Annotated in this window: 20 protein-coding genes and 2 pseudogenes; 18 read left to right on the top strand and 4 right to left on the bottom strand. The window is 62.0% G+C overall.

Translation table 11 applies throughout. The annotated features are described in order from the left end of the window. Window positions 1–64 precede the first annotated feature (64 nt). The 3 genes from AC788_RS16880 to glnA all read right to left on the bottom strand — a co-directional run bounded on the left by AC788_RS16880 (window position 65) and on the right by glnA (window position 2715). Window positions 65–664, bottom strand: coding sequence for a DUF4124 domain-containing protein (locus AC788_RS16880; protein ID WP_049861721.1), 600 nt, complete (start codon window positions 662–664; stop codon window positions 65–67). Continuing rightward, the gene (locus AC788_RS16885; RefSeq protein ID WP_049861722.1) at window positions 661–1176 is read right to left on the bottom strand and encodes a DUF4124 domain-containing protein; all 516 of its coding nucleotides are present in this window, start codon (window positions 1174–1176) and stop codon (window positions 661–663) included. Before AC788_RS16885 ends, AC788_RS16880 begins: the two co-directional genes overlap by 4 nt. A 132-nt stretch (window positions 1177–1308) precedes the next feature. Continuing rightward, a complete protein-coding gene (gene glnA / locus AC788_RS16890; RefSeq protein ID WP_049861723.1) occupies window positions 1309–2715 on the bottom strand; it encodes a glutamate--ammonia ligase in 1407 nt (468 codons plus the stop codon). Window positions 2716–3135: 420 nt separating this feature from the next. Here glnA and thiI point away from each other — a divergent pair, with 420 nt between their 5' ends. From thiI to AC788_RS22260, 4 genes and pseudogenes are all read left to right on the top strand, one after another. Further along, window positions 3136–4590 carry a tRNA uracil 4-sulfurtransferase ThiI gene (gene thiI / locus AC788_RS16895; protein ID WP_049861724.1) on the top strand — a complete coding sequence of 485 codons (1455 nt, stop codon included), beginning with the start codon at window positions 3136–3138 and terminating at the stop codon, window positions 4588–4590. 151 nt (window positions 4591–4741) lie between these two features. Next, the gene (typA, locus tag AC788_RS16900) at window positions 4742–6562 is read left to right on the top strand and encodes a translational GTPase TypA (RefSeq protein ID WP_049861725.1); all 1821 of its coding nucleotides are present in this window, start codon (window positions 4742–4744) and stop codon (window positions 6560–6562) included. A gap of 399 nt (window positions 6563–6961) precedes the next feature. After that, window positions 6962–7750: pseudogene (locus AC788_RS22255) on the top strand (cache domain-containing protein); the annotation flags it as partial. Window positions 7751–8170: 420 nt separating this feature from the next. After that, the gene (locus tag AC788_RS22260) at window positions 8171–8869 is read left to right on the top strand and encodes a methyl-accepting chemotaxis protein (RefSeq protein ID WP_442965546.1); all 699 of its coding nucleotides are present in this window, start codon (window positions 8171–8173) and stop codon (window positions 8867–8869) included. Window positions 8870–9005: 136 nt separating this feature from the next. Here the strand turns inward: AC788_RS22260 and AC788_RS16910 are convergent, their stop codons facing one another. Then, entirely contained in the window at window positions 9006–9416 is a 411-nt protein-coding gene (locus tag AC788_RS16910) for a YkgJ family cysteine cluster protein (RefSeq protein ID WP_049861727.1), read from the bottom strand. A 187-nt stretch (window positions 9417–9603) separates the two neighbouring features. On the opposite strand from AC788_RS16910, the gene AC788_RS16915 reads away from it, so the two are divergent. The 14 genes and pseudogenes from AC788_RS16915 to AC788_RS16980 all read left to right on the top strand — a co-directional run. After that, window positions 9604–12054, top strand: a complete 2451-nt coding sequence (locus AC788_RS16915; protein WP_049861728.1) for a glycogen/starch/alpha-glucan phosphorylase — start codon at window positions 9604–9606, stop codon at window positions 12052–12054. A 314-nt stretch (window positions 12055–12368) separates the two neighbouring features. After that, window positions 12369–13379: a class 1 fructose-bisphosphatase gene (locus tag AC788_RS16920; RefSeq protein WP_049861729.1), complete on the top strand. Its 1011-nt coding sequence runs from the start codon at window positions 12369–12371 to the stop codon at window positions 13377–13379. 301 nt (window positions 13380–13680) lie between these two features. Next, window positions 13681–14205 (top strand): lipocalin family protein, encoded by a 525-nt coding sequence (locus AC788_RS16925; RefSeq protein ID WP_442965547.1) that lies wholly within the window; start codon window positions 13681–13683, stop codon window positions 14203–14205. 142 nt (window positions 14206–14347) lie between these two features. Next, window positions 14348–15058, top strand: a complete 711-nt coding sequence (gene hutC, locus AC788_RS16930) for a histidine utilization repressor (protein ID WP_177327972.1) — start codon at window positions 14348–14350, stop codon at window positions 15056–15058. A 113-nt stretch (window positions 15059–15171) separates the two neighbouring features. After that, window positions 15172–16140 carry an ABC transporter substrate-binding protein gene (locus AC788_RS16935; RefSeq protein WP_049861747.1) on the top strand — a complete coding sequence of 323 codons (969 nt, stop codon included), beginning with the start codon at window positions 15172–15174 and terminating at the stop codon, window positions 16138–16140. A 41-nt stretch (window positions 16141–16181) separates the two neighbouring features. Next, entirely contained in the window at window positions 16182–17033 is an 852-nt protein-coding gene (locus AC788_RS16940; protein ID WP_049861732.1) for an ABC transporter permease, read from the top strand. Beyond that, on the top strand, window positions 17030–17851 hold the full coding sequence (locus AC788_RS16945) for a quaternary amine ABC transporter ATP-binding protein (protein WP_049861733.1): 822 nt from the start codon (window positions 17030–17032) through the stop codon (window positions 17849–17851). Before AC788_RS16940 ends, AC788_RS16945 begins: the two co-directional genes overlap by 4 nt. Window positions 17852–18010: 159 nt before the next feature. After that, on the top strand, window positions 18011–19156 hold the full coding sequence (gene srmL, locus AC788_RS16950; protein WP_049861734.1) for a PheS-related mystery ligase SrmL: 1146 nt from the start codon (window positions 18011–18013) through the stop codon (window positions 19154–19156). A 90-nt stretch (window positions 19157–19246) separates the two neighbouring features. Continuing rightward, complete coding sequence (gene pip / locus AC788_RS16955) at window positions 19247–20218, top strand: prolyl aminopeptidase (RefSeq protein ID WP_049861735.1); 972 nt, start codon at window positions 19247–19249, stop codon at window positions 20216–20218. After that, window positions 20215–20652 carry a D-aminoacyl-tRNA deacylase gene (gene dtd, locus AC788_RS16960; RefSeq protein ID WP_049861736.1) on the top strand — a complete coding sequence of 146 codons (438 nt, stop codon included), beginning with the start codon at window positions 20215–20217 and terminating at the stop codon, window positions 20650–20652. The genes pip and dtd overlap by 4 nt, the downstream gene beginning before the upstream one ends. 320 nt (window positions 20653–20972) lie before the next feature. After that, window positions 20973–22673 carry a glucan biosynthesis protein G gene (locus tag AC788_RS16965; RefSeq protein ID WP_177327973.1) on the top strand — a complete coding sequence of 567 codons (1701 nt, stop codon included), beginning with the start codon at window positions 20973–20975 and terminating at the stop codon, window positions 22671–22673. Further along, window positions 22666–25242: a glucans biosynthesis glucosyltransferase MdoH gene (gene mdoH / locus AC788_RS16970; RefSeq protein ID WP_049861737.1), complete on the top strand. Its 2577-nt coding sequence runs from the start codon at window positions 22666–22668 to the stop codon at window positions 25240–25242. Before AC788_RS16965 ends, mdoH begins: the two co-directional genes overlap by 8 nt. Window positions 25243–25479: 237 nt before the next feature. After that, entirely contained in the window at window positions 25480–26277 is a 798-nt protein-coding gene (locus AC788_RS16975; RefSeq protein ID WP_049861738.1) for a transporter substrate-binding domain-containing protein, read from the top strand. Between the two features lie 75 nt (window positions 26278–26352). Then, window positions 26353–26564, top strand: a pseudogene (locus AC788_RS16980) (amino acid ABC transporter permease); the annotation flags it as partial.

Raw genomic sequence — 26564 nt, forward strand, 5'->3', positions numbered from 1 at the left:
CGACTCTCGGCAGCCGTGATAGTGCACCAATCGAGTGCGCCAGTGTTAGCCGCCGGGTCGCGGCTCAGTCGTCTTCGGGTTTGTCTTTGAGCGGGCATTCCGGACGTACGCCGTAATCGGCAGTCCGGCAAGGATGGACACGGCGCTTCTGGATCAGCGAGATGCGCTGCAGATGAACCGGCTGGGCAGGTGTGCGTTCGATCACATGGTCGTCCTGATCGATGATCTCGGCAGCCAGGGTATGGGTACCGCGGTCAACGTTGCTCAGGGCGAATACCGGGCTGCGGCCCGGAGCCTGCGCGATTTCACCGTCCAGCAGCAGGCGGTAGCGATGGTTCGGCTGCAAGGCCGGCTCGCTGGTGAGGGTGACGATCAGTGAACCGTCTTCCTCGCGCACGGCGGTGTCCGGCAGCGGGCCGAGGATGCGCAGCATCTGATAGCGCATCACCGTCGATTTAGTCGGAACGGCCACCTTGCCGGTGCGTGGCGGTGTGGCGGTCGCCGGTGCGCTGGTGCCGGAGCGTGTCGGCATCGGCACGCGTTCGGCGCCTTTGCCGGGCTGGTCGGTGAACACGCGGTTGCCGTTGGCGTCGACGTAGGTGTACACCGCAGCCTGGGCCGACGCGGTGCTCAAGGCCAGCCAGAGAAGTGCCCAATACCTCATGGAAGGTGGACCCGCTGCACCGTGAAGGTAACGGTGGCGCTTTCCTGGATGACCGCTTCCTGGCTGTCGACCACTTGCACCGCCAGGCTGTGATCACCACGATCGACGTTCACCAGTTGCAACCGCGGCACGTTGGTCGGCTGGCCATAGGGCTGGCCGTCGAGGACCAGGCGCAGCCGGTCCCCCGAGCGCAGGCGGGGCACGATCGCTACGCCGACGTCGAAGGTACCGTTGTTGGCGCGCAGGGCTTCGTCGCTCGGCAGGCCGGTCAGCTCCAGTTGGCTGTACTGAGTCTGCGGCACCTGGACGGCCGTGCTGGGCAGGGTCACCGGCGCCGACTTGCGCGGCGACTCGACGCTGTTGAGCGGCGGCAGTTCGACCGTCTGGCTCGCACGCCCCTCGGGAGGCTGGTTGCTGTAGGCGGTGTTGCCCTGGGCATCGGTGTACTTGTAGATCTGCGCGGCGGCAGGCAGCGAACACAGCAGTAAAAGAGAGGCTAGGGGTGAGCGCATGGAAACTTCTCTGAGTGGCGCTTGCATGGAGGCCAGCATAGAGCAAATGGCAGGTCGGGTGCACCGCGGCTGTGGCAACCGCGCAACGAAAAAAGGCCACCCGAGGGTGGCCTTTCTGTCACATCACAGGGATCAGACGCTGTAGTACAGGTCGTATTCCAGTGGGTGTACGAAGGTACGAACCTTGATTTCTTCTTCGCTTTTCAGAGCGATGAAGGCATCGATAAAGTCGTCGCTGAACACGCCGCCCTTGGTCAGGAACGCACGGCCCTTGTCCAGCTCTTCCAGGGCTTCCTTCAGGCTGCCGCAAACCTGCGGGATTTCCTTGGCCTCTTCAGGCGGCAGGTCGTACAGGTTCTTGTCGGCGGCATCGCCAGGGTGGATCTTGTTCTGGATGCCGTCCAGGCCAGCCATCAGCAGCGCTGCGAAGGCCAGGTACGGGTTGGCTGCCGGATCCGGGAAGCGGGCTTCGATACGACGGCCCTTAGGGCTGTTGACGTAAGGAATGCGGATCGAAGCGGAACGGTTGCGAGCCGAGTAGGCCAGCATCACTGGGGCTTCGAAACCTGGGACCAGACGCTTGTAGGAGTTGGTCGACGGGTTGGTGAAGCCGTTCAGTGCCTTGCCGTGCTTGATGATGCCGCCGATGAAGTACAGGGCGGTATCGGACAGACCGGCATAGCCTTCGCCAGCGAAGGTGTTCTTGCCTTCCTTGGAGATCGACATGTGCACGTGCATACCCGAACCGTTGTCACCGTACAGTGGCTTGGGCATGAAGGTCGCGGTGCGGCCGTAGGCGTCGGCAACGTTGTGCACGACATACTTCAGGGTCTGCACTTCGTCGGCCTTGGCGACCAGGGTATTGAACTTGACGCCGATTTCGTTCTGGCCGGCAGTCGCCACTTCGTGGTGGTGAACTTCGACGACCTGACCCATCTCTTCCAGTGCGTTGCACATGGCAGTACGGATTTCGTGGTCGTGGTCGACCGGTGGCACTGGGAAGTAGCCGCCTTTCACGCCTGGACGGTGGCCCTTGTTGCCGCCGTCGACGTCCTGGTCGGTCATCCAGGAAGCCTGTTCCGAGAAGATCTTGAACATGGAGCCGGAGATGTCCGACTTGAACTTCACTTCGTCGAAGATGAAGAACTCAGGCTCGGGACCGACGAACACGGTGTCACCGATACCGGTCGACTTCAGGTATTCCTCGGCACGGTGGGCAATGGCGCGCGGGTCGCGATCGTAGCCTTGCATGGTCGACGGTTCGATGATGTCGCAGACCAGAATCAGGGTCGGCTCTTCGGTGAACGGGTCGAGCACGGCGGTGCTGTCGTCGGGCAGCAGGATCATGTCGGAGGCTTCGATGCCTTTCCAGCCTTCGATGGAGGAGCCGTCGAACATCTTGCCGACTTCGAAGAAGTCGTCGTCCAGTGCATCGCGCGCTGGCATGGTCACGTGCTGCTGCTTGCCTTTGGTATCAGTGAAGCGCAGATCAATCCACTTGACGTCATGATCTTTGATGAGTTGAACCGACTTCGACATGTTGTCCTCCGGGGTGGAATAGGGCCGATTATGGTGAGGGCCCCAAATATGAGTGATGCCGGGCCCGATAGTCGGCCAAGGCAACCTGCCTCACAAGGGAGCAATTTGCATGCCAGTGCCCCGTGATGGGCGCAACGCCGATGTGCACGATCCCTATGTTCGAGCACATTCCCCTGTAGCAGCGGCGCAAGCCGCGTGATGCTTTGTTTCAGGCATCGATGCGTATAAAGGCGGGACGCGGCTTGCGCCGCTGCTACAGGGGGCGGTGGTGAATGTGGGTGCGCTGGTTTGGTGCGGGGTGTTTGCGGGCGGTCCAGAATGGTGCATTCGGCCGTTCGTACGATAACTGGTCAAACCTTGAGCAATTTCCGCTATAATCCGCGCCCCTCTTTTCAGGCTGGCATTTCGCGCGCTGTTTTCATGAAACTTATCGTAAAAGTCTTCCCAGAGATCACCATCAAGAGCCCGCCGGTGCGCAAGCGTTTCATCCGCCAGCTCGCCAAGAACATCCGCATGGTGCTCCGTGACCTGGACCCGCAGCTGGTGGTCAATGGCGTGTGGGACAACCTTGAAGTCCAGACCAAGCTGACGGACGCCAAGGTGTTGCGCGAGATGACTGAGCGCCTGAGCTGCACGCCAGGTATCGCGCATTTCCTGCAAGTGGACGAATACCCGCTGGGCGATATGGATGACATCGTGGCCAAGTGCAAGGCGCACTTCGGCCCGCTGCTGCCTGGGAAGATCTTTTCGGTGCGTGCCAAGCGTGCCGGCAAGCATGCCTTCAGCTCGATGGACGTGGAACGCACCGTCGGCAGCCAGTTGCGCCGTGAGTGCGGCGCTGCCGGCATCGACCTGAAAAAGCCCGACGTCGTGGTGCGCCTGGAAATCCGTGACCAGCGCCTGTTCGTCATCCATGACCAGCACGATGGCCTGGGCGGTTACCCTTTGGGTGCTCTGGAACAGACCATGGTTCTGATGTCCGGTGGTTTCGACTCCACCGTCGCGGCCTACCAGATCATGCGTCGCGGCCTGATGACCCATTTCTGCTTCTTCAATCTGGGCGGTCGCGCCCATGAACTGGGCGTGATGGAAGTCGCGCACTTCCTGTGGAAGAAGTACGGCAGCTCTCAACGCGTGCTGTTCATCAGCGTGCCGTTCGAAGAAGTGCTGGGCGAGATTCTCGGCAAGGTCGACAACAGCCACATGGGCGTGATCCTCAAGCGCATGATGCTGCGTGCCGCCACGCGCCTGGCCGACCAGTTGAAGATTCCTGCGCTGGTCACCGGCGAGGCCATCTCCCAGGTCTCCAGTCAGACCCTGCCCAACCTGTCGGCGATCGACAGCGCCACCGACAAATTGGTGTTGCGTCCACTGCTGGCCAGCCATAAACAGGACATCATCGATCAAGCAGTTGAAATTGGGACTGCCGATTTTGCCAAACACATGCCAGAATATTGCGGCGTGATTTCGGTCAACCCGACCACCAGCGCAAAACTGCCGCGCGTTGTCCATGAAGAGAAGTCTTTCGACATGGCCGTGCTCGAGCGAGCGCTGGAGCGTGCCAAGCTGGTGTCCATCGATGAAGTCATCGACCAGCTGGGCCGGGATATCGAAGTCGAAGAGGTCAGCCAGGTGCTGCCCGGACAGGTCGTCATCGATATCCGCCACCCCGATGCCCAGGAAGACCAGCCATTGTCACTGGCCGGCATCGAGGTCAAGGCAATGCCTTTTTATGCCCTGAACAACCGCTTCAAGGAACTGGACTTCACACGCCAGTACTTGCTGTATTGCGACAGGGGCGTCATGAGCCGACTGCATGCTCACCATTTGTTGAGTGAGGGACATGCCAATGTGCGCGTTTATCGTCCGACATAGAGTTCCGGGGTTGAATGGCGGATCCATCCGCCATCGCCCTCCCGATTGCAGGCAGCGCGGGAGTCACTGCGCCGCTTGACCGAATTCGCTGTTTATTAATATTCGCCACGTAGAATGCGCGGCAACCGAATCCTCTGATCGAGATACACAAGTGATCGAAAATCTACGCAACATCGCCATCATTGCTCACGTTGACCATGGTAAAACCACCCTGGTAGACAAACTCCTGCGTCAGTCCGGCACTCTGGAGCGCAACGAGCTCAACGACGAGCGCGTGATGGACTCCAACGACCAGGAAAAAGAGCGCGGCATTACCATTCTGGCGAAAAACACCGCCATCAACTGGAACGGCTACCACATCAACATCGTGGACACCCCGGGCCACGCCGACTTCGGTGGTGAAGTAGAGCGCGTGATGTCGATGGTCGACTCCGTTCTGCTGCTGGTCGATGCCCAGGACGGCCCTATGCCGCAAACCCGTTTCGTGACCAAGAAGGCGTTCGAAGCCGGCCTGCGTCCGATCGTCTGCATCAACAAGGTAGACCGTCCGGGCGCGCGTCCTGATTGGGTTCTGGACCAGATCTTCGATCTGTTCGACAACCTGGGTGCCACCGAAGAACAGCTGGACTTCAAAGTCGTCTACGCCTCGGCCCTGAACGGCATCGCCGGTCTGGACCACAACGACATGGCCGAAGACATGACCCCGCTGTACCAGTCGATCGTCGACAACGTTCCAGCGCCAGCCGTGGACCGTGAAGGTCCATTCCAGATGCAGATCTCCGCTCTGGACTACAACAGCTTCCTGGGCGTCATCGGTGTTGGCCGTATCGCTCGTGGTTCGGTCAAGCCGAACACCCCGGTTGTGGCCATCAGTGCCGACGGCAAGAAGCGCAACGGCCGTATCCTGAAGCTGATGGGTCACCACGGTCTGCACCGTGTGGACGTCGAAGAAGCCGCTGCTGGCGACATCGTCTGCATCAGCGGTATGGACTCGCTGTTCATCTCCGACACCCTGTGCCACCCGGACACCGTCGAGGCGATGAAGCCACTGACCGTCGACGAGCCGACCGTTTCGATGACCTTCCAGGTCAACGACTCGCCTTTCTGCGGTAAGGAAGGCAAGTTCGTCACCAGCCGTAACATCAAGGACCGTCTGGACAAGGAACTGCTCTACAACGTGGCTCTGCGCGTTGAAGAAGGTGACTCGGCCGACAAGTTCAAGGTCTCCGGCCGTGGTGAGCTGCACCTCTCGGTACTGATCGAAACCATGCGTCGCGAAGGCTTCGAAATGGGTGTTGGTCGTCCGGAAGTGATCATCCGCCAGGTTGACGGCGAGAAGCAGGAACCGTTCGAGAACGTCACCATCGACACCCCTGAAGAATCCCAGGGCAAGGTCATGGAAGAAATGGGTCTGCGTAAAGGCGACCTGACCAACATGGTGCCGGATGGCAAGGGCCGTGTTCGTCTGGAATACAACATCCCTGCTCGTGGTCTGATCGGTTTCCGTAACCAGTTCCTGACCCTGACCAACGGTGCTGGCATCCTGACCTCGATCTTCGATCGCTACGCTCCGATGAAGTCGGGCCACATGTCCGGCCGTCAGAACGGCGTACTGGTTTCGGTCGAAACCGGCAAGGCGCTGACCTACTCCCTGGAAACCCTGCAAGCGCGCGGCAAGCTGTTCGTCGAGCACGGTCAGGAGATCTACAACGGTCAGATCGTCGGCCTGAACAGCCGTGACACCGACATGGGCGTCAACCCAACCAAAGGCAAGAAGCTGGACAACATGCGTGCCTCGGGTAAAGACGAGACCATCGCTCTGGTTCCACCGGTTCGCTTCACTCTGGAACAGGCCCTGGAATTCATCCAGGACGACGAGCTGTGCGAAGTCACGCCGAAGTCGATCCGTCTGCGCAAGAAGATCCTGGACGAAGGCGAGCGTACCCGCGCTGCCAAGAAAGCCAAGAACTGATTCGTAGTTCCGGTTGATTGAAAAGCCCTCGGCGCGAAAGCGTTCGGGGGCTTTTTTATGGCAGTGCGTTGGCAGGTCTGGCCTCTTCGCGGGCAGAGACCCGCTCCCACAGGGGGCTTGGGTGTGTCAGGGAGGCCTTCGCGGGCAGAGGGCTCGCCGCCCACGGATGATCGCCACCACTGTGGGAGCGGGTCTCTGCCCGCGAAGAGGCCGGCTTTGGCACCGCAAAGCCCTCTATCGTTCGCCCTCCAGTTTTCCACCCCCAGGCCGATAGCGCAGGCAATATCGATTCCCTCCGAAGGGGGCCCCATGCGCCTGCTACCCACCAAGATCATGTCCCGCTTCAGCCTGGGCATCGTGTTTATCCTGCTGGTAACTGCGGCCGCCATCTATGCGGTCATGGTGCTCAGCGGCGAGCCCAAGCTGATCCAGTCCAACACCAAGAGCGCCGAGCAGTCGGCCACGGCCATCGCGCGGCAACTGTCGGTCGAACTGGCCGAGATCGAAGGCCGCGTCGCTGCCCTGGCGAGCCTGGGAGCGACGCTGCCAGCGGACGTCGAGCTGGTGAAAAGTACCTTGGCTCCAATCATCGATTCCCAAGGCAATACCGCCATCGCCGGCGGTGGCCTGTGGCCCGAGCCGGACGCATTCAGCGCAGGCGTGGCCCGTCGCAGTTTCTATTGGGCGCGCAGCGGCCAGAGCCTGGGGTATTCGGAGGAGTACAACGCCAGCACTGTGGATGACTATCACACCGCCGACTGGTACGTGCAGGGCAAGGCCTCCACGCCCGGTCGCTGCGCCTGGTCGGATGCCTACGAGGACCCGGTCAGCAAGATTCTGATGACCACCTGTACCGTGCCCTACAGCCACGACGGCCGTTTCGCCGGCGTGGCGACCATCGACCTGACCCTCACGGGCCTGGCCGACTTCCTCAAGTCCAATGGGCAGGTCACCGGTGGCTATGCCTTTGCGATCGATCCGTCCGGCAAGGTCCTGTATTTCCCGGCCACCGGCGAGCAACCGGCGCCTGCTGACGAAACGGCACTGCTCGCCGCCTATCCCTGGTTCAAGGCCGTCACCCAGTGGCGCAGCAGCGGCCAGCGTGAGGCGCAGACCTTTCAGGTGGATCATGATGCGCAGCTGGGTGGGGCAGGTTACATCAGCCTCACGCGGGTTCCGGCCAGTGGCTGGACAGTGGGCCTGGCCACGCCCCAGGCACACATGACCGGCATTGCCAGCAAGTTGACCATCGATATCCTCACCACCCTGCTGCCGATCCTGGCACTGGTGTTTGGCCTGGCTTGGCTGGCCGGACGCGCGGTGTTCAGTCAGATCAACGAAACCACGGCACAGATCGACAAATTGGGCGAGCAGGGCGGTGGCACCAGCGCAGAACTGGACGTGGCACGGGCCGATGAGATCGGCCAGTTGCGCGGAGCGGTCAACCGCTACGCCGGCAACCTGCGCAACATGCTCAAGGCGATTGCCGATGAGGCGCTGCGCTTGCAGCAGCAGTCCGATGATGTCGCGCGGCTGTCAGTGATCATGGCCGAGCGCGCGGAAACCCAGCGCCAGGACAATACCTTGCTGGCCACCGCGATCACCGAGATGTCGTCCAGCGCCCAAGAGGTTGCCTCCAACACCACGGAGTGTTCCGACACCGCGCAGCTGTCGCTGTCGACGGCGCGCGAGAGTCAGGGGCATGTGCAGCAGAACAGTCAGACGATCGATTCTCTGACCGGCGATATTGCCAGCGTGGCTCAGGCCATCACCCGCTTGGGTCAGGACATCGAGAGCGTCAGCGGTGTGCTCGACGTGATCAAGTCGATTTCCGCGCAGACCAACCTGCTGGCGCTCAACGCTGCCATCGAGGCGGCTCGCGCGGGCGAGCAGGGCAGAGGCTTTGCGGTGGTCGCCGATGAGGTGCGCACCCTCGCCGGGCGCACCCAGACGTCGGCCGACGAGATTCAGCAGATGATCGGCGAGCTGCGTCAGGCGTCGGTAAAGGCGGTCGATACCATGGTGGCGGGCGAGGACCGGACGCGCACCGTGGCGCAGCAGGCCGGTGTGCTGAGCGTATCGCTGGGCAGCACGGTGGTGGGTTTCGACGACATCGTCCAGCGCACCCAGCAGATCGCCGTGGCGGCCCAGGAGCAGAGCCATGTCACTCAGGAGATCACCGAGCTGGCGGTGCGCATTCACGCGGCCAGTGAGGACGGCGCGCGTGACGCGTCCAGTCTCAGCGAACTGAGCCAGGGTATGCAGGCGCTGTCGACGCGGCTGGCGGGGGTGAGTCGGCAGCGGTGACCGGCGGTCATTCGGCGGCGCCCCCTTCGCGGGCAGAGACCCGCTCCCACAGATGATCACCGCCTCTGTGGGAGCGGGTCTCTGCCCGCGAAGAGGCCGGCATTGGCACCCCGCTCCCGCATTGAGCTGGGGTGGGTCAGCCTTGGCGCGATATCGGTTTGGGCTGGTAGGCGCAGTAGCCGGGGCGAGGTCCGATCTTGGGGTGGTTGCGGCAGGTGTCCGGGCGCTTTTCGTAGATCGTGCACAGGCGGCTTTTCTTGTCCAGGTACAGACAATCGTTGTTGCTCATGCGCGTCAGGGTGAAAATGCCCGACTTCTGGTTGAAGCGCTCGACGATGCCTTCCTTCTGCAACCGCTTGGCGACGTTCTTGGGTGGATCGCCTTTCTCGAACTCGTCCACCACACCGATACGGATCAGGTCTTTGATCTTCACTTCCACCGGCAGCGTGCAGCAGGTCGAGATACAGGCGCCGCACATCGGCGCAGAATATTTCTGCCAGGTGTCCAGGCGGTCCACTTCGGCGGCGGCAATCAAAGAGCTTTTCATCGTCAGGTCATCAGGCAAGATGGATCAGGGCGCGCGATCATACCGGCATTGGTGAAAAAGTGAACAACCTTCTGCCCGAAACCCCGCGAATGGTGCAAAGTTACGAACCTGAGCATTGAGTGTGTGTCGAAGCGTCTAGGCTCAGGTATTCCATCCAGTATCGTCAATTTCCCCGAGGACGCATTGCATGTCTCAGGAACCGCTTGTCCGTGACGCCGAGGTGGCCGATTTTCGCGCTGCTGTACTCGCCAAACTCACCTACGCGGTGGGCAAGGACCCCGATCACGCATTCGACCATGACTGGTTCGAGGCCATTGCCCTCGCGGCGCGCGACCACATGGTCGAGCACTGGATGGATCACACCCGGCAGATCTACCGCAAGGGCCAGAAACGGGTCTATTACCTCTCCCTGGAATTTCTCATTGGTCGGCTGCTCTACGACAGCCTGAGCAACCTCGGCCTGCTGGACATCGCACGTGAAGCGTTGACCGACTTGGGCGTGGATCTGGAGCGCATTCGCCTGCTCGAGCCCGATGCGGCGCTGGGCAACGGCGGCCTTGGACGCTTGGCGGCCTGCTTCATGGAAAGCATGTCGACCTTGGGCGTCGCCGCCCATGGCTATGGCATCCGCTACGAACACGGTCTGTTCCGTCAGGCCATCGTCGATGGCTGGCAGCAGGAGCAGACCGAAAACTGGCTTAATTTCGGCAACCCCTGGGAGTTCGAGCGTCCCGAGGTGATCTACCCGATCAGCTTCGGCGGCCATGTGGAAACCGTCACCGACAGCGAAGGCCAGCAGAAGCAGGTCTGGTGGCCCAGCGAAACCGTACGCGCGATCGCCTACGACACCCCGGTGGTCGGTTGGCGTGGCTCCAGCGTCAATACCCTGCGCCTGTGGCGCGCACGGGCGATGGAAGACCTGCACCTGGAGCGCTTCAATGCGGGCGACCACCTCGGCGCCGTGGCCGAAGTGGCCCGTGCCGAGAGCATCTCGCGGGTGCTGTACCCGGCCGATAGCACCGAAGCCGGTCAGGAGTTGCGTCTGCGCCAGGAGTACTTCTTCGTTGCAGCCTCCCTCCACGACTTGTTGCGTCGTCACCTGAACGGCAACGACAGCCTCCTCAACCTGGCCGACAAGGCCGCGATCCAGCTCAACGATACCCACCCCTCCATCGCCGTGGCGGAATTGATGCGTCAGTTGGTGGACGAACATGGTCTGGCGTGGGAAACCGCGTGGGAAATCACCGTCAACACCCTGGCCTACACCAACCACACGCTGTTGCCCGAGGCGCTGGAAACCTGGCCGGTGGGCCTGATGGAGCGTGTACTGCCGCGCCACATGCAGATCATCTACCTGATCAACGCCTATCACATCGACTCGCTGCGCGCCAAAGGCCAGCACGATGTCGACGTGCTGCGCGCGGTCTCGCTGATCGAAGAAGACAACGGTCGCCGTGTGCGCATGGGCAACCTGGCGTTCCTCGGTTCGCACAGCGTCAACGGCGTATCGGGCCTGCATACCCAGCTGATGCGCAGCACGGTGTTTTCCGAGCTGCACAAGCTCTATCCCGATCGGATCAACAACAAGACCAACGGCATCACCTTCCGCCGCTGGCTGTATCAGTCCAACAGCGAGCTGACCGCGATGCTGGTCGACAAGCTCGGCCCGGAACTGCTCGACAATCCGGAAGGGCTGCTCAAGAACCTCGAGCCGTATGCCGAGCAACCCGAGTTCCGCAAGGCCTTCGCGGCGCAACGACTGAACAGCAAGAAAGCGCTGGCTCGCATCATTCATGAGCGCGTCGGCGTAACGGTCAATCCCGAGGCGATGTTCGACGTTCAGGTCAAGCGAATCCACGAGTACAAGCGTCAGTTGCTCAACCTGATGCACACCGTGGCGCTCTATCAGGCGATTCGCGCCGAGCCGGAAACGGCCTGGGTGCCGCGGGTGAAGATCTTCGCCGGCAAGGCGGCGGCCAGTTATCACCAGGCCAAGCTGATCATCAAGCTGGCCAACGACATCGCTCGGGTGGTGAACAACGATCCGACCGTACGCGGTCTGCTCAAGGTGGTGTTCCTGCCCAACTACAACGTCAGCCTGGCCGAAAGCATCATTCCGGCGGCCGACCTGTCCGAGCAGATTTCCACGGCCGGCTACGAAGCGTCGGGCACCAGCAACATGAAGTTCGGCCTCAATGGCGCGTTGACCATCGGTACGCTGGACGGCGCCAACGTGGAAATGTGCGACTTCCTGGGCAAGGAGAACATGTTCATCTTCGGCATGACTGCTGCCCAGGTCGAAGAGCGCAAACATGCCGGGGGCTTCAGCGCCCATGGTGATGTCGCTGCTTCTCATCGTTTGAACGACGTTCTGCAGGCCATTCGTGGCGGTGTGTTCTCGTCCGACGATCCATCGCGCTACGCTGGTCTGGTCGACTCGTTGACCAGCTATGACCGCTTCCTGCTGTGTGCCGATTTCGATGCGTACTGGGATGCGCAGCGCAAGGTCGAGGAGACCTGGCACGACGCCGACAAGTGGTGGCGCATGGCCGTGCTCAACACGGCGCGGATGGGGTGGTTCTCGTCTGACCGGACCATTCGCGAGTATGCGCAGGATATCTGGCAGGCGCTGGAGTAAGGCCAGGAACCGCGGTGTTTCCTTCGCGGGCAGAGCCCGCTCCCACACCTGCCAATTGTGGGAGCGGGCTATGCCCGCGAAGGGCGTGCGGCGGCGCACTTGATACATCCTGCTCCCACACCTGCCAACTGTGGGAGCGGGCTCTGCCCGCGAAGGGCATGCGGCGGTGCACCTGATACACCCCCTTACCGAACTATCTCCATTGATAGCCATCTGATAGCTGCCGCGGCGTGGCTAGCGCTCGCTAGGTTTGACCGCACCCGTGTAAACTGTGCGGGCTTTCCCCAACCCCCTTTTCTACTCCGGAGTCGTCCATGTCCCGCGTTACCCTGAGTCGCTACTTGATCGAGCAGACCCGTAGCAACAACACGCCGGCCGATCTGCGCTTCCTGATCGAAGTGGTGGCGCGCGCGTGCAAAGAGATCAGCCATGCGGTGTCAAAGGGCGCCCTGGGTGGCGTGCTTGGCAGCATGGGCACCGAAAACGTCCAAGGCGAAGTGCAGAAGAAGCTGGACGTGCTGTCCAACGACATCCTGCTCGAAGCCAACGAATGGGGCGGTCACCTGGCCGGCATGGCGTCCGAAGAAATGGACAACGCTTACCAGATTCCCGGCCAGTACCCCAAAGGTGCGTACCTGCTGGTGTTCGACCCCTTGGACGGCTCCTCCAACATCGACGTCAACGTCTCGGTCGGCACTATCTTCTCGGTGCTGCGCTGCCCTACCGAGCACCTGAGCCAGAACGACAGCCTCAAGGAACAAGCCTTCCTGCAGCCTGGCACCCAGCAGGTCGCTGCCGGTTACGCCATCTACGGCCCGCAGACCATGCTGATCCTGACGCTGGGCAACGGCGTGAAGGGTTTCACCCTGGACCGCGAGATGGGCAGCTTCGTGCTGACCCACGAAAACATTCAGATCCCGGAAACCACCGCCGAATTCGCCATCAACATGTCCAACAAGCGCCACTGGGAAGCCCCGGTGACCCAGTACGTGGACGAGTTGCTGGCCGGTGAAGAAGGCCCGCTGAAGAAAAACTACAACATGCGCTGGATCGCTTCGATGGTCGCCGATGTGCACCGCATCCTGACCCGCGGTGGCCTGTTCATGTACCCACGCGACAGCCGCGAGCCGGAGAAGCCAGGCAAGCTGCGTTTGATGTACGAAGCCAACCCGATGTCGTTCCTGGTGGAGCAGGCCGGCGGCGCTTCGACCGACGGCCGCCAGCGCATCATGGACATCAAGCCCGAAGGCCTGCACCAGCGTGTGGCGGTGTTCCTGGGCTCCAAGCAGGAAGTCGAGCGCGTGACCGGCTACCACACCAAGTAAACGTCGCGCGGCTAGCAAGCTTCAGCAGATTCCCGCCCCCCCTTTTGTGGGAGCGGGCTCTGCCCGCGAAGGCTTCACCTCGATCTGCCTGATATACCGCGCTGCTCTCTTCGCGGGCAGAGCCCGCTCCCACAGGCCACAACCCACAACCCCCAACCCCCAACCCACAAGCCATGAGGGTCGCAATTGGAACCCACGCGGTCTGCGCTCTTCTAAGCAGCACACACCCTGTGTCTGTCGTTCAAGGAGAGCCCCCATGTCGTTGCGCAAGTTCGCCTTGCTACCCCTGTGCCTGTCGCTGATGATCGCCGGCTGCAGCAACGCCCCCGACGCCAGCATGGCGCCACGCACCGTCGACAGCGTAGACCTGCAACGCTATCAAGGCACCTGGTACGAAGTGGCCAGATTGCCCATGTTCTTCCAACGCAACTGCGCCCAGTCCGAAGCCCACTACACCCTGCAAACCGATGGCAATATCGGCGTGCTCAACCGTTGCCGTACCGAAAGTGGTGGATGGAGCGAAGCCAAGGGCACGGCGTCGCCACAGGTCCTGGGCAAGACCGACAAGCTGTGGGTAGTGTTCGACAACTGGTTCTCCCGGATGGCGCCAAGCCTGGCCAAAGGCGACTACTGGGTCTTGGACGTGGACGACAGCTACCAGCATGCGCTGGTCGGCAGTCCGAGCCGCAAGTACCTGTGGCTGCTGTCACGTACTCCCCAGGTGTCCACCGCAGTGCGCGAGCGGATGTTGGCGAAGGCACGTCAGCAGGGCTATGACACCAGTCGCCTGATCTGGCGCGCGGCGGATGCCGATATCGGCAAATAAGGCCTGTCGCGACTTGCGCCCGGCACGAGTGGCGTTACAGCCCAGGCGCGAGTCGCGTTACAATGTCGCTCGCTGTGCCCTACGAATCAATCAAGGAATTCCCGTGCCGACTCCGCCTGTTGTCCCTGCGCTGGCTGCCCAGATGGGCGAAAGTCCGGCGCCCTTGTATGCCCGCGTCAAACAGATGATCGCGGTGCAGATCCTCAACGGCACCTGGCCACCGCACTACCGGGTGCCCTCGGAAAGCGAGCTGGTCAATCAGTTGGGCTTCAGCCGAATGACCATCAACCGTGCCCTGCGCGAGCTGACGGCCGAAGGCCTGCTGGTGCGCATGCAGGGCGTGGGTACGTTCGTGGCCGAGCCGAAAAGCCAGTCGGCGCTGTTCGAAGTGCATAACGTCGCCGACGAGATCGCCGCTCGCGGCCATCGTCACAGCAGCCGCCTAGTGCTGCTGGAAGAAGAGGCGGCCGGTGCCGAACGCGCCTTGACCCTGAACATGCGCGAAGGCCAGCGGGTGTTTCATTCGATCATCGTGCACTACGAAAACGACATCCCTGTGCAGATCGAGGATCGTTACGTCAACGCACAGATCGCCCCGCAGTACCTGCAGCAGGATTTCGTCGAAGAAACCCCCTATGCCTACCTGACCCGTGTGGCACCTTTGACTGCCGGCGAGCACGTGGTCGAAGCCATGCTGGCCAACCCCAGCGAGTGCGAGCTGCTGCAGATCGAGCGTGGCGAACCCTGCCTGCTGATCCTGCGGCGTACCTGGTCGGGCAAGACGCCCGTCACCGCCGCGCGCCTGATCCACCCCGGATCACGCCATCGCCTGGAAGGCCGCTTCACCAAATAGGCCTCCCCACGGCACAAATATGCCAATCTGCCGTTCGTCGCGCAGAACAATGGCTCATCGTGCGGTCACACCCATAGATCGCCGTGACCATGGCCTATGTGGAGCAGGACCCGATGAAACTGAACAAGACCCTCCTGGCAACGACCCTGTCTCTGGGCTTGCTGGCCGGTGCCACCAGCAGCCAAGCCGCTGGCTGGTGCGAATCGGGCAAGCCGGTGAAATTCGCCGGCCTGAACTGGGAGAGCGGCATGCTGCTCACCGACCTGCTGCAATTCGTCCTCGAGCATGGCTACGACTGCAAGACCGACAGCTTGCCCGGTAACTCCATCACCATGGAAAGTGCTCTGGGCAGTAACGACATCCAGGTGTTTGCCGAGGAGTGGGTCGGCCGCAGCGAAGTCTGGAACAAGGCCGAGCAGGCGGGCAAAGTGGTCGGGGTCGGCGCACCGATCACCGGCGCCGTGGAAGGCTGGTACGTGCCGCGCTACGTGATCGAAGGCGACGCCAAGCGCGGCCTTGACGCCAAGGCCCCCGATCTTGCCGCCATCGCCGACCTGGGCAAATACGCCAAGGTGTTCAAGGACCAGGAAGAGCCGAGCAAGGGCCGTTTCTACAACTGCCCGGCAGGCTGGACGTGCGAGCTGGAAAACAGCGAAATGCTCAAGAGCTATGGCTTGCAGGACAGCTACACCAATTTCCGCCCCGGCACCGGGCCAGCCTTGGATGCGGCTGTGCTGTCGAGCTACAAGCGTGGCGAACCGATCCTGTTCTACTACTGGTCGCCGACTCCGCTGCTGGGTCAGGTCGATGTGGTCAAGCTGGCGGAAAAGCCCGGTGTGGACAAGACCATCAGCATCAAGGTGGGCCTGTCCAAAGCCTTCCACGAAGGTGCACCGGAATTGCTTCCCGTGTTCGAGAAGGTCAACCTGCCCATCGACCTGCTCAACCAGAACCTGGCGCGCATGAGCCGCGAGCGTATCGAGTCGCCCAAGCTGGCGCGCTTGTTCCTCAAGGAGCACCCGGAAGTCTGGAAACCGTGGGTCAGTGAAGCGGCAGCCAGCAAGATCGAAGCGGCGCTGTAACGTGCCCCTTGTATTGAAGCCCCTTGCACCGAGAGCGCTCCATGTTTCCTGAGAGTTTCACCTTCTCCATCGCCGACTGGGTCAACGACGGCGTCGATGCGCTGGTCACCCGCTACGGCGATGTGTTCCGGCAGATCTCCGACACACTGCTGTGGGCCATCGTCAACCTGGAAAGCCTGCTGCGCATGACGCCTTGGTGGCTGATGCTGGCCATCGTCGGCGGCATCGCCTGGCATGCCTCGCGCAAATGGCTGACCACCGTGGTCATCGTTGGCCTGCTGTTTCTGGTGGGAGCCGTGGGCTTGTGGGACAAGCTCATGCAGACCCTGGCCTTGATGCTCGTGGCCACGGTGATTTCCGTAGTGATCGCCATTCCCCTGGGCATTCTTGCTGCGCGTAGCGACCGGCTGCGTGCGGTGTTGATGCCGCTGCTCGACATCATGCAGACCATGCCCAGCTTCGTGTACCTGATCCCGGTGCTGATGCTGTTCGGCCTGGGCAAGGTGCCTGCCATCTTCGCCACCGTCATCTACGCGGCACCGCCGCTGATTCGCCTGACCGACCTGGGTATTCGCCAGGTGGATCGAGAGGTCATGGAAGCGATCAACGCCTTCGGCGCCAACCGCTGGCAACAGCTGTTCGGCGTGCAACTGCCGCTGGCCTTGCCCAGCATCATGGCTGGTATCAACCAGACCACGATGATGGCGCTGTCCATGGTGGTGATTGCCTCGATGATCGGCGCGCGCGGCCTGGGCGAAGACGTGCTGGTCGGCATTCAGACGCTGAACGTGGGCAAGGGCTTGGAGGCGGGGCTGGCGATCGTCATTCTGGCGGTCGTAATCGACCGCATCACTCAGGCCTATGGTCGTCCCCGTCACGAGGTAGGCCGATGAACCCACCCAAGATCGAAGTGCGCAACGTCTACAAAGTATTCGGCAAGCGCGAGAAAGAGGCGCTGGCGCTGAGCCAGCAAGGCCAAAGCAAGGAACAGGTGCTGGCCGCAACCGGTTGCGTGGTTGGCGTCGATGACCTGTCGTTGTCGATCGCAGCGGGGGAGGTGTTCGTGATCATGGGGCTGTCCGGTTCGGGCAAGTCGACATTGGTGCGGCATTTCAACCGACTGGTAGACCCTTCCAGTGGCCAGATTCTGGTGGATGGCGAAGATATCCTGCGCTATGGCATGCCAGCGCTGCGCGAATTTCGCCGCCGCAAGATCAGCATGGTGTTCCAGAGCTTCGGCCTGTTGCCGCACAAGAGCGTGCTCGACAACGTTGCCTATGGGCTCAAGGTTCGCGGTGAGAGCAAGGCGCTGTGCCAGGAGCGGGCGCAGCAGTGGGTCGAGGCGGTCGGTCTCAACGGCTACGAGCGTGCCTATCCCCAGCAGCTGTCCGGCGGCATGCGCCAGCGCGTGGGCCTGGCGCGGGCACTGGCGGCGGACACCGACATCATCCTCATGGACGAAGCGTTCAGCGCTCTGGACCCGTTGATCCGCGCGGAAATGCAGGACCAGCTGCTGGAGCTGCAGACCCGCCTGCACAAGACCATCGTGTTCATCACCCACGACCTGGACGAGGCGATTCGCCTGGGCAACCGGATCGCCATCCTCAAGGATGGGCGCTTGATCCAGGCCGGGACTGCCAGGGAAATTCTGCACAACCCGGCTGACGATTACGTCGACCGGTTCGTGCAGCGTCGCAGCGTTGCGGTTTGAGGCAACCGGTGGTGGGGTCTCGAAAGCGTCTGCCGACATTGCTGTCAGACATTTCTGTCGGAAGTTTCTGAAAAGTGCCTCTTTCAGAAACTTCCGATTGTTGTCCCGCAATACCCTGCCTAGCGTGCAGGCATCCGTTCAGGAACAAGGAATGCCTGCATGCCCGTCACCAAGCACTACCTCAGCCATGAAGCCATCCACAAGGCGTTGCGCATTGCCGACTTGACCGATGCCTGCGAACCGCCCCACGCGGTACGCCTGCTGGTCAGGGATCTGCTCGCGGGTCTGGTGCGCCAAGGCTGGCCCCTGGCCGAAGTGCACAAGGGACCGCGGATCATCTCCGCAGTGGAAAACTTTCAGCTGTGCGGTGACGATCCCCAAGTGATGGATGAAGTCAGCACTCACAGCTGTTGGGTCGATGATGAATTGCTGCTGCGCACCCAGACCAGCAGCGCGGTCATCACCGGCCTGCAGGCGGCGGCGGGGCGTCGCGCGCCGGGCGAAACCATCATGCTCGCCGCGCCCGGCATCACTTTCCGTCGCGACATCCGCGATCGCTGGCACTGCGCCGAACCGCACCAGATGGACATCTGGGTAGTGGGCGACGCCGCGCTGGGCAATCGTCAGGAGCTGCTGCGGCTGGTAGGCGACGTGCTGGACATCGCCGTGCCGGGACGCATGTGGGCGCACAGCTCGGGCGTCTGCGGTTTTACCCGCGATGGCCTCAATGTCAGCCTGGTCACCCGCCAGGCGCCGGTGGATATTCTGGCTTGCGGTTGCATCTGCCCGGCGTTCCTGCAACGCCTGGACGTCGATCCCCAGGCCCATGGCGGTCTGGTGCTGCGCCTGGGGCTGGATCGCCTGGCGATGCTGCGCAAGGGTGTTCCGGACATTCGTCTGCTGCGTGACGGCCATCCCCAGGTCCAGGCGCAGATGGGCGACCTCAAGGCCTGGCAACCGCTGTATCGCCAGCCGGCCATCAGCCGTGACCTGTCGCTGGCGGTGGAACCGGGATTGGGCATCGAGGACATCACAGAGCATGTCCTGCAGGTGGCCGGCTATCGCGCCGGCTGGATCGAAGAACTGCACATACGGGGCTGCTGGTCGTTCGAGGAATTGCCTTCCCTGACCATCAAGCGTCTGGGTATCGTGCGTGGCCAGCACAACCTGGTGCTGCAGGTGGTGCTGCGCGACCATGCCCAGTCCTTGACCGCGCAACAGGCCGATGACCTGTACCGGGACATCCGCGCGGCCCTTCATCGAGGCGTGCCCGGTGGCGCCTATCTGGTAGGAGAGCGCTTGTGAAACCCTGCAATGGATAGGGAGAATGCGCCAAGTGGCCATTCGGGTTTATGATGGCCGACGGCAGAGACCCAACTTCCAACGGAGCGCACGATGCAAACCCTGTACCCGCAGATCAAACCCTACGCCAGGCATGATCTGGCCGTGGAAGAGCCGCACGTGCTGTATGTCGACGAGAGCGGTTCGCCGCAGGGCCTGCCGGTGCTCTTCATCCACGGCGGTCCGGGTTCGGGGTGCGACGCGCAGAGCCGTTGCTACTTCGATCCGAACGTCTATCGCATCGTCACCTTCGACCAGCGCGGCTGCGGTCGTTCCACGCCCCACGCCAGCATCGAGAACAACACCACCTGGCGGCTGGTGGCGGACATGGAGCGCATTCGTGAACACCTTGGCATCGACAAGTGGGTCCTGTTCGGCGGTTCCTGGGGCTCGACCCTGGCACTGGCCTATGCGCAGACGCACCCCGAGCGCGTGCATGGCCTGATTCTGCGCGGAATCTTCCTGTGCCGCCCTCAGGAAATCGAATGGTTCTACCAGTGCGGCGCCAGCCGCCTGTTCCCTGACTACTGGCAGGACTACGTCGCCCCGATCCCGCTGGAGGAGCGCGGCAACCTGTTGCAGGCCTTCCACAAGCGCCTCACCGGCAATGACCAGATCGCCCAGATGCACGCTGCCAAGGCGTGGTCCACCTGGGAAGGCCGTACCGCGACCCTGCGACCCAACCCGTTGGTGGTCGACCGCTTCTCCGAGCCGCAACGTGCACTGTCGATTGCCCGCATCGAGACCCACTACTTCGTCAACAACGCTTTCCTGGAGCCGGATCAATTGATCCGCGACATGCCGCGTATCGCCCATTTGCCGGCGGTGATCGTGCATGGCCGCTATGACGTGATCTGTCCGCTGGACAACGCCTGGGCGCTGCATCAAGCCTGGCCCAACAGCGAACTGCAGGTGATTCGCGACGCCGGCCACGCCGCCTCCGAGCCGGGCATCACCGATGCGCTGGTGCGTGCCGCCGAACAGATGGCGCGCCGTTTGCTGGATTTGCCTCTGGAAGAGGCATGAAGGGGCTGCTGCAACGGGTCAGCCAGGCCCGTGTCGAGGTCGCCGGGCAGACCATAGGCGCCATCGATCAGGGTTTGCTGGTACTGGTGGCCGTCGAACCGGACGACACCGCCGCCAGTGCCGACAAGCTGCTGCATAAGCTGCTCAACTATCGAGTGTTCAGCGATGAGCAGGGCAGGATGAATCTGTCGCTCAAGGACGTCGGCGGCGGGTTGCTGCTGGTGTCGCAATTCACCCTGGCGGCGGACACCCGCAGCGGCCTGCGCGCAGGCTTCTCCACCGCAGCGCCACCGGCCTTGGCGCAGGCGCTTTTCGACCACCTGGTCGAGGCTGCAAAAAAAGCGCATGGGCAGGTTCAGGTAGGGCAATTCGGTGCCGATATGCAGGTAAGCTTGACCAATGATGGGCCTGTAACCTTCCTGTTACAAAGTTAGTGGCCTATTGATGGCGAGTTTGCGGTCGTCGACCTCTCTTCGTAGCATAAATACTTGGGCTACCCTGATGCGTTGTGACGCGACGTACTAGATAATCGCGCGCCAGGGGGGCCACGTTTTGCTACCCGGTATTTCCAGTTTGAAGCGTGTCTGGCTCCGCTTGGGGAATCATTAAGCCCTTTTGGAGTCGGAACAGTGCTCGCCAACCCGGCGCAAGATTGCTGGCCGTTGGTTTTTCGATATGTTTTCGGCGAGGGTTGCTCGTGATTGTTAGTCCTTTAAATGCTTCAAGAACACCCCGCACTCGGTTGCGCAAAGCGATGCTGGCCGGGTCTGCACTGTTCTGCCTGTTCAGCGCCAGCCAACTCTGGGCCTTCAGCCTGGACGATGTTGCCGGACGCGCCAAGGAGCTTGCCGGTCAGAAATTCGAAACCCCGCGCAGCAACTTGCCCAAAGAGTTTCGCGACATGAAGTTCGCGGACTACCAGAAAATCCGTTTCCGCAACGAGAACGCAGAATGGGCTGATGCCAAGACCCCGTTCAAGCTGTCTTTCTATCACCAGGGCATGCATTTCGACACGCCGGTGAAGATCAACGAAGTCACCGCCACTGCCGTCAATGAAATCAAGTACGACCCTGCGCGTTTCGATTTCGGCGACCTGCAGTTCGATCCCAAGTCCACCGAGCAGTTGGGCTACGCCGGTTTCCGCGTACTGTTCCCGATCAACAAGGCGGACAAGCAGGACGAGATCATGACCATGCTGGGCGCGAGCTACTTCCGCGTCATCGGCAAGGGTCAGGTCTATGGCCTCTCGGCCCGCGGCCTGGCCCTGGATACGGCACTGCCGTCGGGTGAAGAGTTCCCGCGCTTCCGCGAATTCTGGGTAGAACGGCCAAACGAAGGCGACAAGCAGCTGGTAATCTTTGCCCTGCTCGATTCGCCGCGCTCCACCGGCGCCTACAAGTTGACCCTGCGTCCTGGCAAGGACACCACCGTCGACGTCGAGTCGCGGGTGTTCCTGCGTGACCGTGTCAGCCGCCTGGGTATCGCGCCGCTGACCAGCATGTTCCTATTCGGCTCCAACCAGCCGTCCCGTGTGCAGAATTATCGCCACGAGCTGCATGACTCCACCGGCCTGTCCATCCATGCCGGCAACGGTGAGTGGCTGTGGCGCCCGCTGAACAATCCCAAGCACCTGGCCGTGAGCAGCTTCACCGTCGAGAACCCCAAGGGCTTCGGTCTGCTGCAGCGTGGCCGCGAGTTCTCCCGCTACGAAGACCTCGACGACCGCTACGACAAGCGCCCAAGCGCCTGGATCGAGCCGAAGGGTGATTGGGGCAAGGGCACCGTCGACCTGGTGGAAATCCCCACTGCGGACGAAACCAACGACAACATCGTGGCGTTCTGGAACCCGGAGAAGATCCCGGAGCCGGGCGTGGCGCTGGAGCACAACTACCGCCTGCACTGGACGATGGACGAAGACGAGTTCCATTCGCCCGACATTGCCTGGGTCGACCAGACTCTGCGCTCGACCGGCGACGTGAAGCAGTCCAACCTGATTCGTCAGGCCGATGGCAGCATCGCCTTCCTGATCGACTATCAGGGTCCGGTGCTGGCCGCTCTGCCTGAGGACGCCGCCGTTCGCAGCCAGGTCAGCGTCGATGACAACGCCGAGCTGGTCGAGAACAACGTTCGCTACAACCCGGAAACCAAAGGCTGGCGCCTGACCCTGCGGGTCAAGGTCAAGGATCCGAACAAGGCCGTGGAAATGCGTGCGGCGCTGGTCAAGGATCTGCCGGTGGAGCCCGTCAAGGCTGCCGAACCGGTCGAAGACAAGGCTGCGCACAAGCATGACAAGGCGCACGGCAAGGCCGAGAAGCCAGCCGAAGTGGCCCAGGCCCCTGCAGCGACCGCGCCGGAAGCCGCTGCCGAAACCGCTCCTGTCACACCTACCGAACCGGTCAAGACCGAACAGGTCCTGACTGAAACCTGGAGCTACCAGTTGCCCGCCGATGACTAATTCTCCAGCTCGGCCAGAATCGCTTGGCGAATACCTGGCTCAATTGCCCTTGGGGGACGCGCAGCGCGCAGAACTTGCCGACTGCACGTCCTTCACCGAACTGCACGAGCGCCTGTCCGGGCGCCCGGCGCACGATGCCGTGCTCGGCGCACAGAACTCGGTCGAACAGCGCCTGCGGCTGGATTCGGCTGTCGAACTGGAAGAGGCCGAGATGTTCGGCGTCGACGCCAGCGGTCGCCTGCAGCTCAAGGCCACGCCACCGATCCACCGCACGCTGGTGGTTCCCGAGCCTTGGCGCACCAATGTCCTGGTTCGGGCATGGCGCAAGCTGACCGGCAAGGCCAGCAAGCCCGAGCCGACCAGCGACAAGCGCGAGCTACCGAAAGCGCGCTGGCGCTGGGTCGGTTCGATGCGTCGCTACATTCTGCTGGTGCTGATGCTCGGCCAGACCATCGTCGCCGGCTGGTACATGAAAGGCATCATGCCGTACCAGGGCTGGGGCATGGTCGACCTCGACGAAGTGGTTCGTCAGCCGATCATGCAGACCGCCACCCAGGTCCTGCCGTACTTCCTGCAGACCAGCATCCTGATCCTCTTCGGTATCCTTTTCTGCTGGGTATCGGCGGGGTTCTGGACGGCGTTGATGGGCTTCCTCGAACTGCTCACCGGTCGCGACAAGTACCGCATTTCCGGTGCCAGCGCGGGCAATGAGCCGATCGAAGCAGGGGCGCGTACCGCGCTGGTGATGCCGATCTGCAACGAAGACGTGACACGCGTCTTCGCCGGTCTGCGCGCCACGTTCGAATCGGTGAAGGCGACCGGCGATCTGGATCGCTTCGATTTCTTCGTGCTCAGCGACACCAATGACCCCGACATCGCCGTTGCCGAGCAACAGGCGTGGTTGCAGGTGTGCCGCGAAGCCGGTGGTTTCGGCCACATCTTCTATCGTCGCCGTCGTCGTCGGGTCAAGCGCAAGAGCGGCAACCTCGACGACTTCTGCCGTCGCTGGGGCAGCGAATACCGCTACATGGTCGTACTCGACGCGGACAGCGTGATGAGCGGCGAATGCCTGACCAGCCTGGTGCGCTTGATGGAAGCGACGCCGGACGCCGGCATCATCCAGACTGCGCCGAAGGCGTCGGGCATGGACACCCTGTATGCACGCATGCAGCAGTTCGCCACGCGCGTGTACGGTCCGCTGTTCACGGCCGGTCTGCACTTCTGGCAGTTGGGCGAATCGCACTACTGGGGCCACAACGCGATCATTCGCATGAAGCCCTTCATCGAGCACTGCGCCCTGGCGCCGTTGCCGGGCAAGGGTGCGTTCGCTGGTGCGATCCTCTCCCACGACTTCGTCGAGGCGGCCTTGATGCGCCGTGCCGGCTGGGGCGTGTGGATTGCCTACGACCTGCCAGGCAGCTACGAAGAGTTGCCGCCCAACCTGCTCGACGAACTCAAACGCGATCGCCGCTGGTGCCACGGCAACCTGATGAACTTCCGTCTGTTCCTGGTCAAGGGCATGCACCCGGTTCACCGGGCGGTGTTCCTGACCGGCGTGATGTCGTACCTGTCGGCACCGTTGTGGTTCTTCTTCCTGGTGTTGTCCACGGCCCTGCTGGCGGTGAACACGCTGATGGAGCCGACCTACTTCCTGGCGCCACGACAGCTGTACCCATTGTGGCCGCAATGGCACCCCGACAAGGCGGTGGCGCTGTTCTCCACCACCATCGTGTTGCTGTTCCTGCCCAAGCTGTTGAGCATCATCCTGATCTGGGCCAAGGGTGCGAAGGAATACGGCGGTCGCTTCAAGGTCACCCTGTCGATGCTGCTGGAGATGCTGTTCTCCATGCTGCTGGCGCCGGTGCGGATGCTGTTCCACACCCGTTTCGTGCTGGCCGCGTTCCTGGGCTGGGCGGCTACCTGGAACTCGCCGCAACGCGACGACGACTCCACTTCATGGAGCGAGGCGATCAAGCGTCACGGCTCGCAAACCCTGCTGGGTGCGGCCTGGGCTGCCCTGGTGATCTGGTTGAACCCCAGCTTCCTATGGTGGCTGACGCCAATCGTGGGTTCGCTGATGCTGTCGATTCCGGTATCGGTGATTTCCAGCCGGACCAACCTGGGTGTGCAGGCTCGGGAGGAGAAGCTGTTCCTGATCCCGGAAGAGTACGACACGCCACAGGAACTGGTTTCCACCGATCGCTACACCCAGGAAAACCGCGACAACGCGCTCAAGGACGGTTTCGTGCGTGCGGTCGTCGATCCGCGCCAGAACGCCCTGGCCTATGGTTTGGGTACAGCACGGCATGGCAAGGCCGCACCGATCGAGAGCATGCGTGCGCAGTGGGTCCATCAGGCTTTGCAAGGTGGTCCGCAGAAGCTCGATAACAACACGCGCATGTCGCTGCTCAGCGATCCGGTGGCGATCTCGCGTCTGCATGAGCATGTCTGGGCCGATCAGAACACGGCCTGGCTGGATGCCTGGCGCCAGTCCAAGCAAGCGGAACGCCCGGCTCAGCCTGAGCAACCGCTCGGTGCTGTACCGGCAACAGGCCTGCAGAACGCCTGACCGCACTTGACCTTTTCACGGCCGCTGACCGCTCCTACAGGAATCTCTAAACACCTGTAGGAGCAGTCAGTGGCCGCGAAGGTCGCACCCCAATATCCCCGCCATGCCCCCCAACAGTGCCATCCGGCACTAATTTCAGTACCAAACTTTGTCCAGCCCCCCGTTTGAGTTAGGATCGCACCCCGAAATGGTGCGCCCAGGCCGGGTCGTGCCCGAAGTTGGCTAGGGGAATTGGTGATGAACAAGTATCTGTCGATGCTGCTGCTCGGCGTCATGGCCATGGCGGCCGTGGGTTCGGCGCACGCGGGCGCTATCGATGAAGCGGTCAAGCGCGGCACACTGCGCGTGGGCATGGACCCCACCTACATGCCGTTCGAAATGACCAACAAGCGTGGCGAAATCATCGGTTTCGAAGTCGACCTGCTCAAGGCCATGGCCAAGTCCATGGGCGTCAAGCTGGAACTGGTATCGACCAGCCTGGACGGCATCATTCCCGCCCTGATGACCGACAAGTTCGACATGATCGGCAGCGGCCTGACCCTGACCCAGGAACGCAACCTGCGCATCAACTTCAGCGATCCATTCATCGTCGTCGGCCAGACCCTGCTGATTCGCAAGGAATTGGCCGAGAAGATCAAGACCTACAAGGACTTGAACTCGGAGGACTACCGTATCACTTCCAAAGTAGGCACCACCGGTGAGTTCGTGGCGCGCAAGCTGATCGCCAAGGCGCAATACCATGGCTACGACAACGAGCCCGAAGCGGTACTCGATGTGGTCAACGGCAAGGCCGACGCATTCATCTATGATTCGCCCTACAACGTGGTGGCGGTGGACAAGGTCGGCAACGGCAAGCTGGTCTACCTCGACGAGCCCTTCACCTACGAACCGCTGGCGTTCGGCTTGAAGAAGGGCGACTACGACAGCCTCAACTTCATCAACAACTTCCTGCGCCAGGCCCGTGAAGACGGCAGCTACGATCGTATCCACAAGAAGTGGTTCGTGAACAAGAACTGGCTCAACGAAATGCAGTGACTGCGCCTCTGGCCAGACTCTCCCTGACGCGCGGGCTTGCCCCGCGCGTCGGTCTCCTAGCGGATTGAACTCCCTGTGATCAAACACCACAAAGCCCAATGGCCCTGGCACGGGCTGACCGCGCTGGTGCTCATCGGCCTGGCTTTCAGCTTGTACGCCGCGACCTCGCGCATCTCCTACGAGTGGCACTGGAATCGGGTGCCGCAATACTTCGTCTACCAGGCCGAACAGCCGCAGCGCGCCGAAGGCTACGGCAGCGTCGAACAGATCACTCGGGAGGGCGGGCG

The sequence above is a fragment of the Pseudomonas sp. RIT-PI-a genome (assembly GCF_001187875.1).
GTDB classification, from domain to species: Bacteria; Pseudomonadota; Gammaproteobacteria; order Pseudomonadales; family Pseudomonadaceae; genus Aquipseudomonas; species Aquipseudomonas coleopterorum.

Excerpts from the sequence above, each read along its gene's own strand:
- AC788_RS16880 (WP_049861721.1), bottom strand. The coding sequence starts at position 664 with ATGAGGTATTGGGCACTTCTCTGGCTGGCCTTGAGCACCGCGTCGGCC.
- AC788_RS16885 (WP_049861722.1), bottom strand. The coding sequence starts at position 1,176 with ATGCGCTCACCCCTAGCCTCTCTTTTACTGCTGTGTTCGCTGCCTGCC.
- glnA (WP_049861723.1), bottom strand. The coding sequence starts at position 2,715 with ATGTCGAAGTCGGTTCAACTCATCAAAGATCATGACGTCAAGTGGATT.
- thiI (WP_049861724.1), top strand. The coding sequence starts at position 3,136 with ATGAAACTTATCGTAAAAGTCTTCCCAGAGATCACCATCAAGAGCCCG.
- AC788_RS22260 (WP_442965546.1), top strand. The coding sequence starts at position 8,171 with ATGTCGTCCAGCGCCCAAGAGGTTGCCTCCAACACCACGGAGTGTTCC.
- AC788_RS16910 (WP_049861727.1), bottom strand. The coding sequence starts at position 9,416 with ATGAAAAGCTCTTTGATTGCCGCCGCCGAAGTGGACCGCCTGGACACC.
- AC788_RS16915 (WP_049861728.1), top strand. The coding sequence starts at position 9,604 with ATGTCTCAGGAACCGCTTGTCCGTGACGCCGAGGTGGCCGATTTTCGC.
- AC788_RS16920 (WP_049861729.1), top strand. The coding sequence starts at position 12,369 with ATGTCCCGCGTTACCCTGAGTCGCTACTTGATCGAGCAGACCCGTAGC.
- AC788_RS16925 (WP_442965547.1), top strand. The coding sequence starts at position 13,681 with ATGATCGCCGGCTGCAGCAACGCCCCCGACGCCAGCATGGCGCCACGC.
- hutC (WP_177327972.1), top strand. The coding sequence starts at position 14,348 with ATGGGCGAAAGTCCGGCGCCCTTGTATGCCCGCGTCAAACAGATGATC.
- AC788_RS16935 (WP_049861747.1), top strand. The coding sequence starts at position 15,172 with ATGAAACTGAACAAGACCCTCCTGGCAACGACCCTGTCTCTGGGCTTG.
- AC788_RS16940 (WP_049861732.1), top strand. The coding sequence starts at position 16,182 with ATGTTTCCTGAGAGTTTCACCTTCTCCATCGCCGACTGGGTCAACGAC.
- AC788_RS16945 (WP_049861733.1), top strand. The coding sequence starts at position 17,030 with ATGAACCCACCCAAGATCGAAGTGCGCAACGTCTACAAAGTATTCGGC.
- srmL (WP_049861734.1), top strand. The coding sequence starts at position 18,011 with ATGCCCGTCACCAAGCACTACCTCAGCCATGAAGCCATCCACAAGGCG.
- pip (WP_049861735.1), top strand. The coding sequence starts at position 19,247 with ATGCAAACCCTGTACCCGCAGATCAAACCCTACGCCAGGCATGATCTG.
- dtd (WP_049861736.1), top strand. The coding sequence starts at position 20,215 with ATGAAGGGGCTGCTGCAACGGGTCAGCCAGGCCCGTGTCGAGGTCGCC.
- AC788_RS16965 (WP_177327973.1), top strand. The coding sequence starts at position 20,973 with ATGCTGGCCGGGTCTGCACTGTTCTGCCTGTTCAGCGCCAGCCAACTC.
- mdoH (WP_049861737.1), top strand. The coding sequence starts at position 22,666 with ATGACTAATTCTCCAGCTCGGCCAGAATCGCTTGGCGAATACCTGGCT.
- AC788_RS16975 (WP_049861738.1), top strand. The coding sequence starts at position 25,480 with ATGAACAAGTATCTGTCGATGCTGCTGCTCGGCGTCATGGCCATGGCG.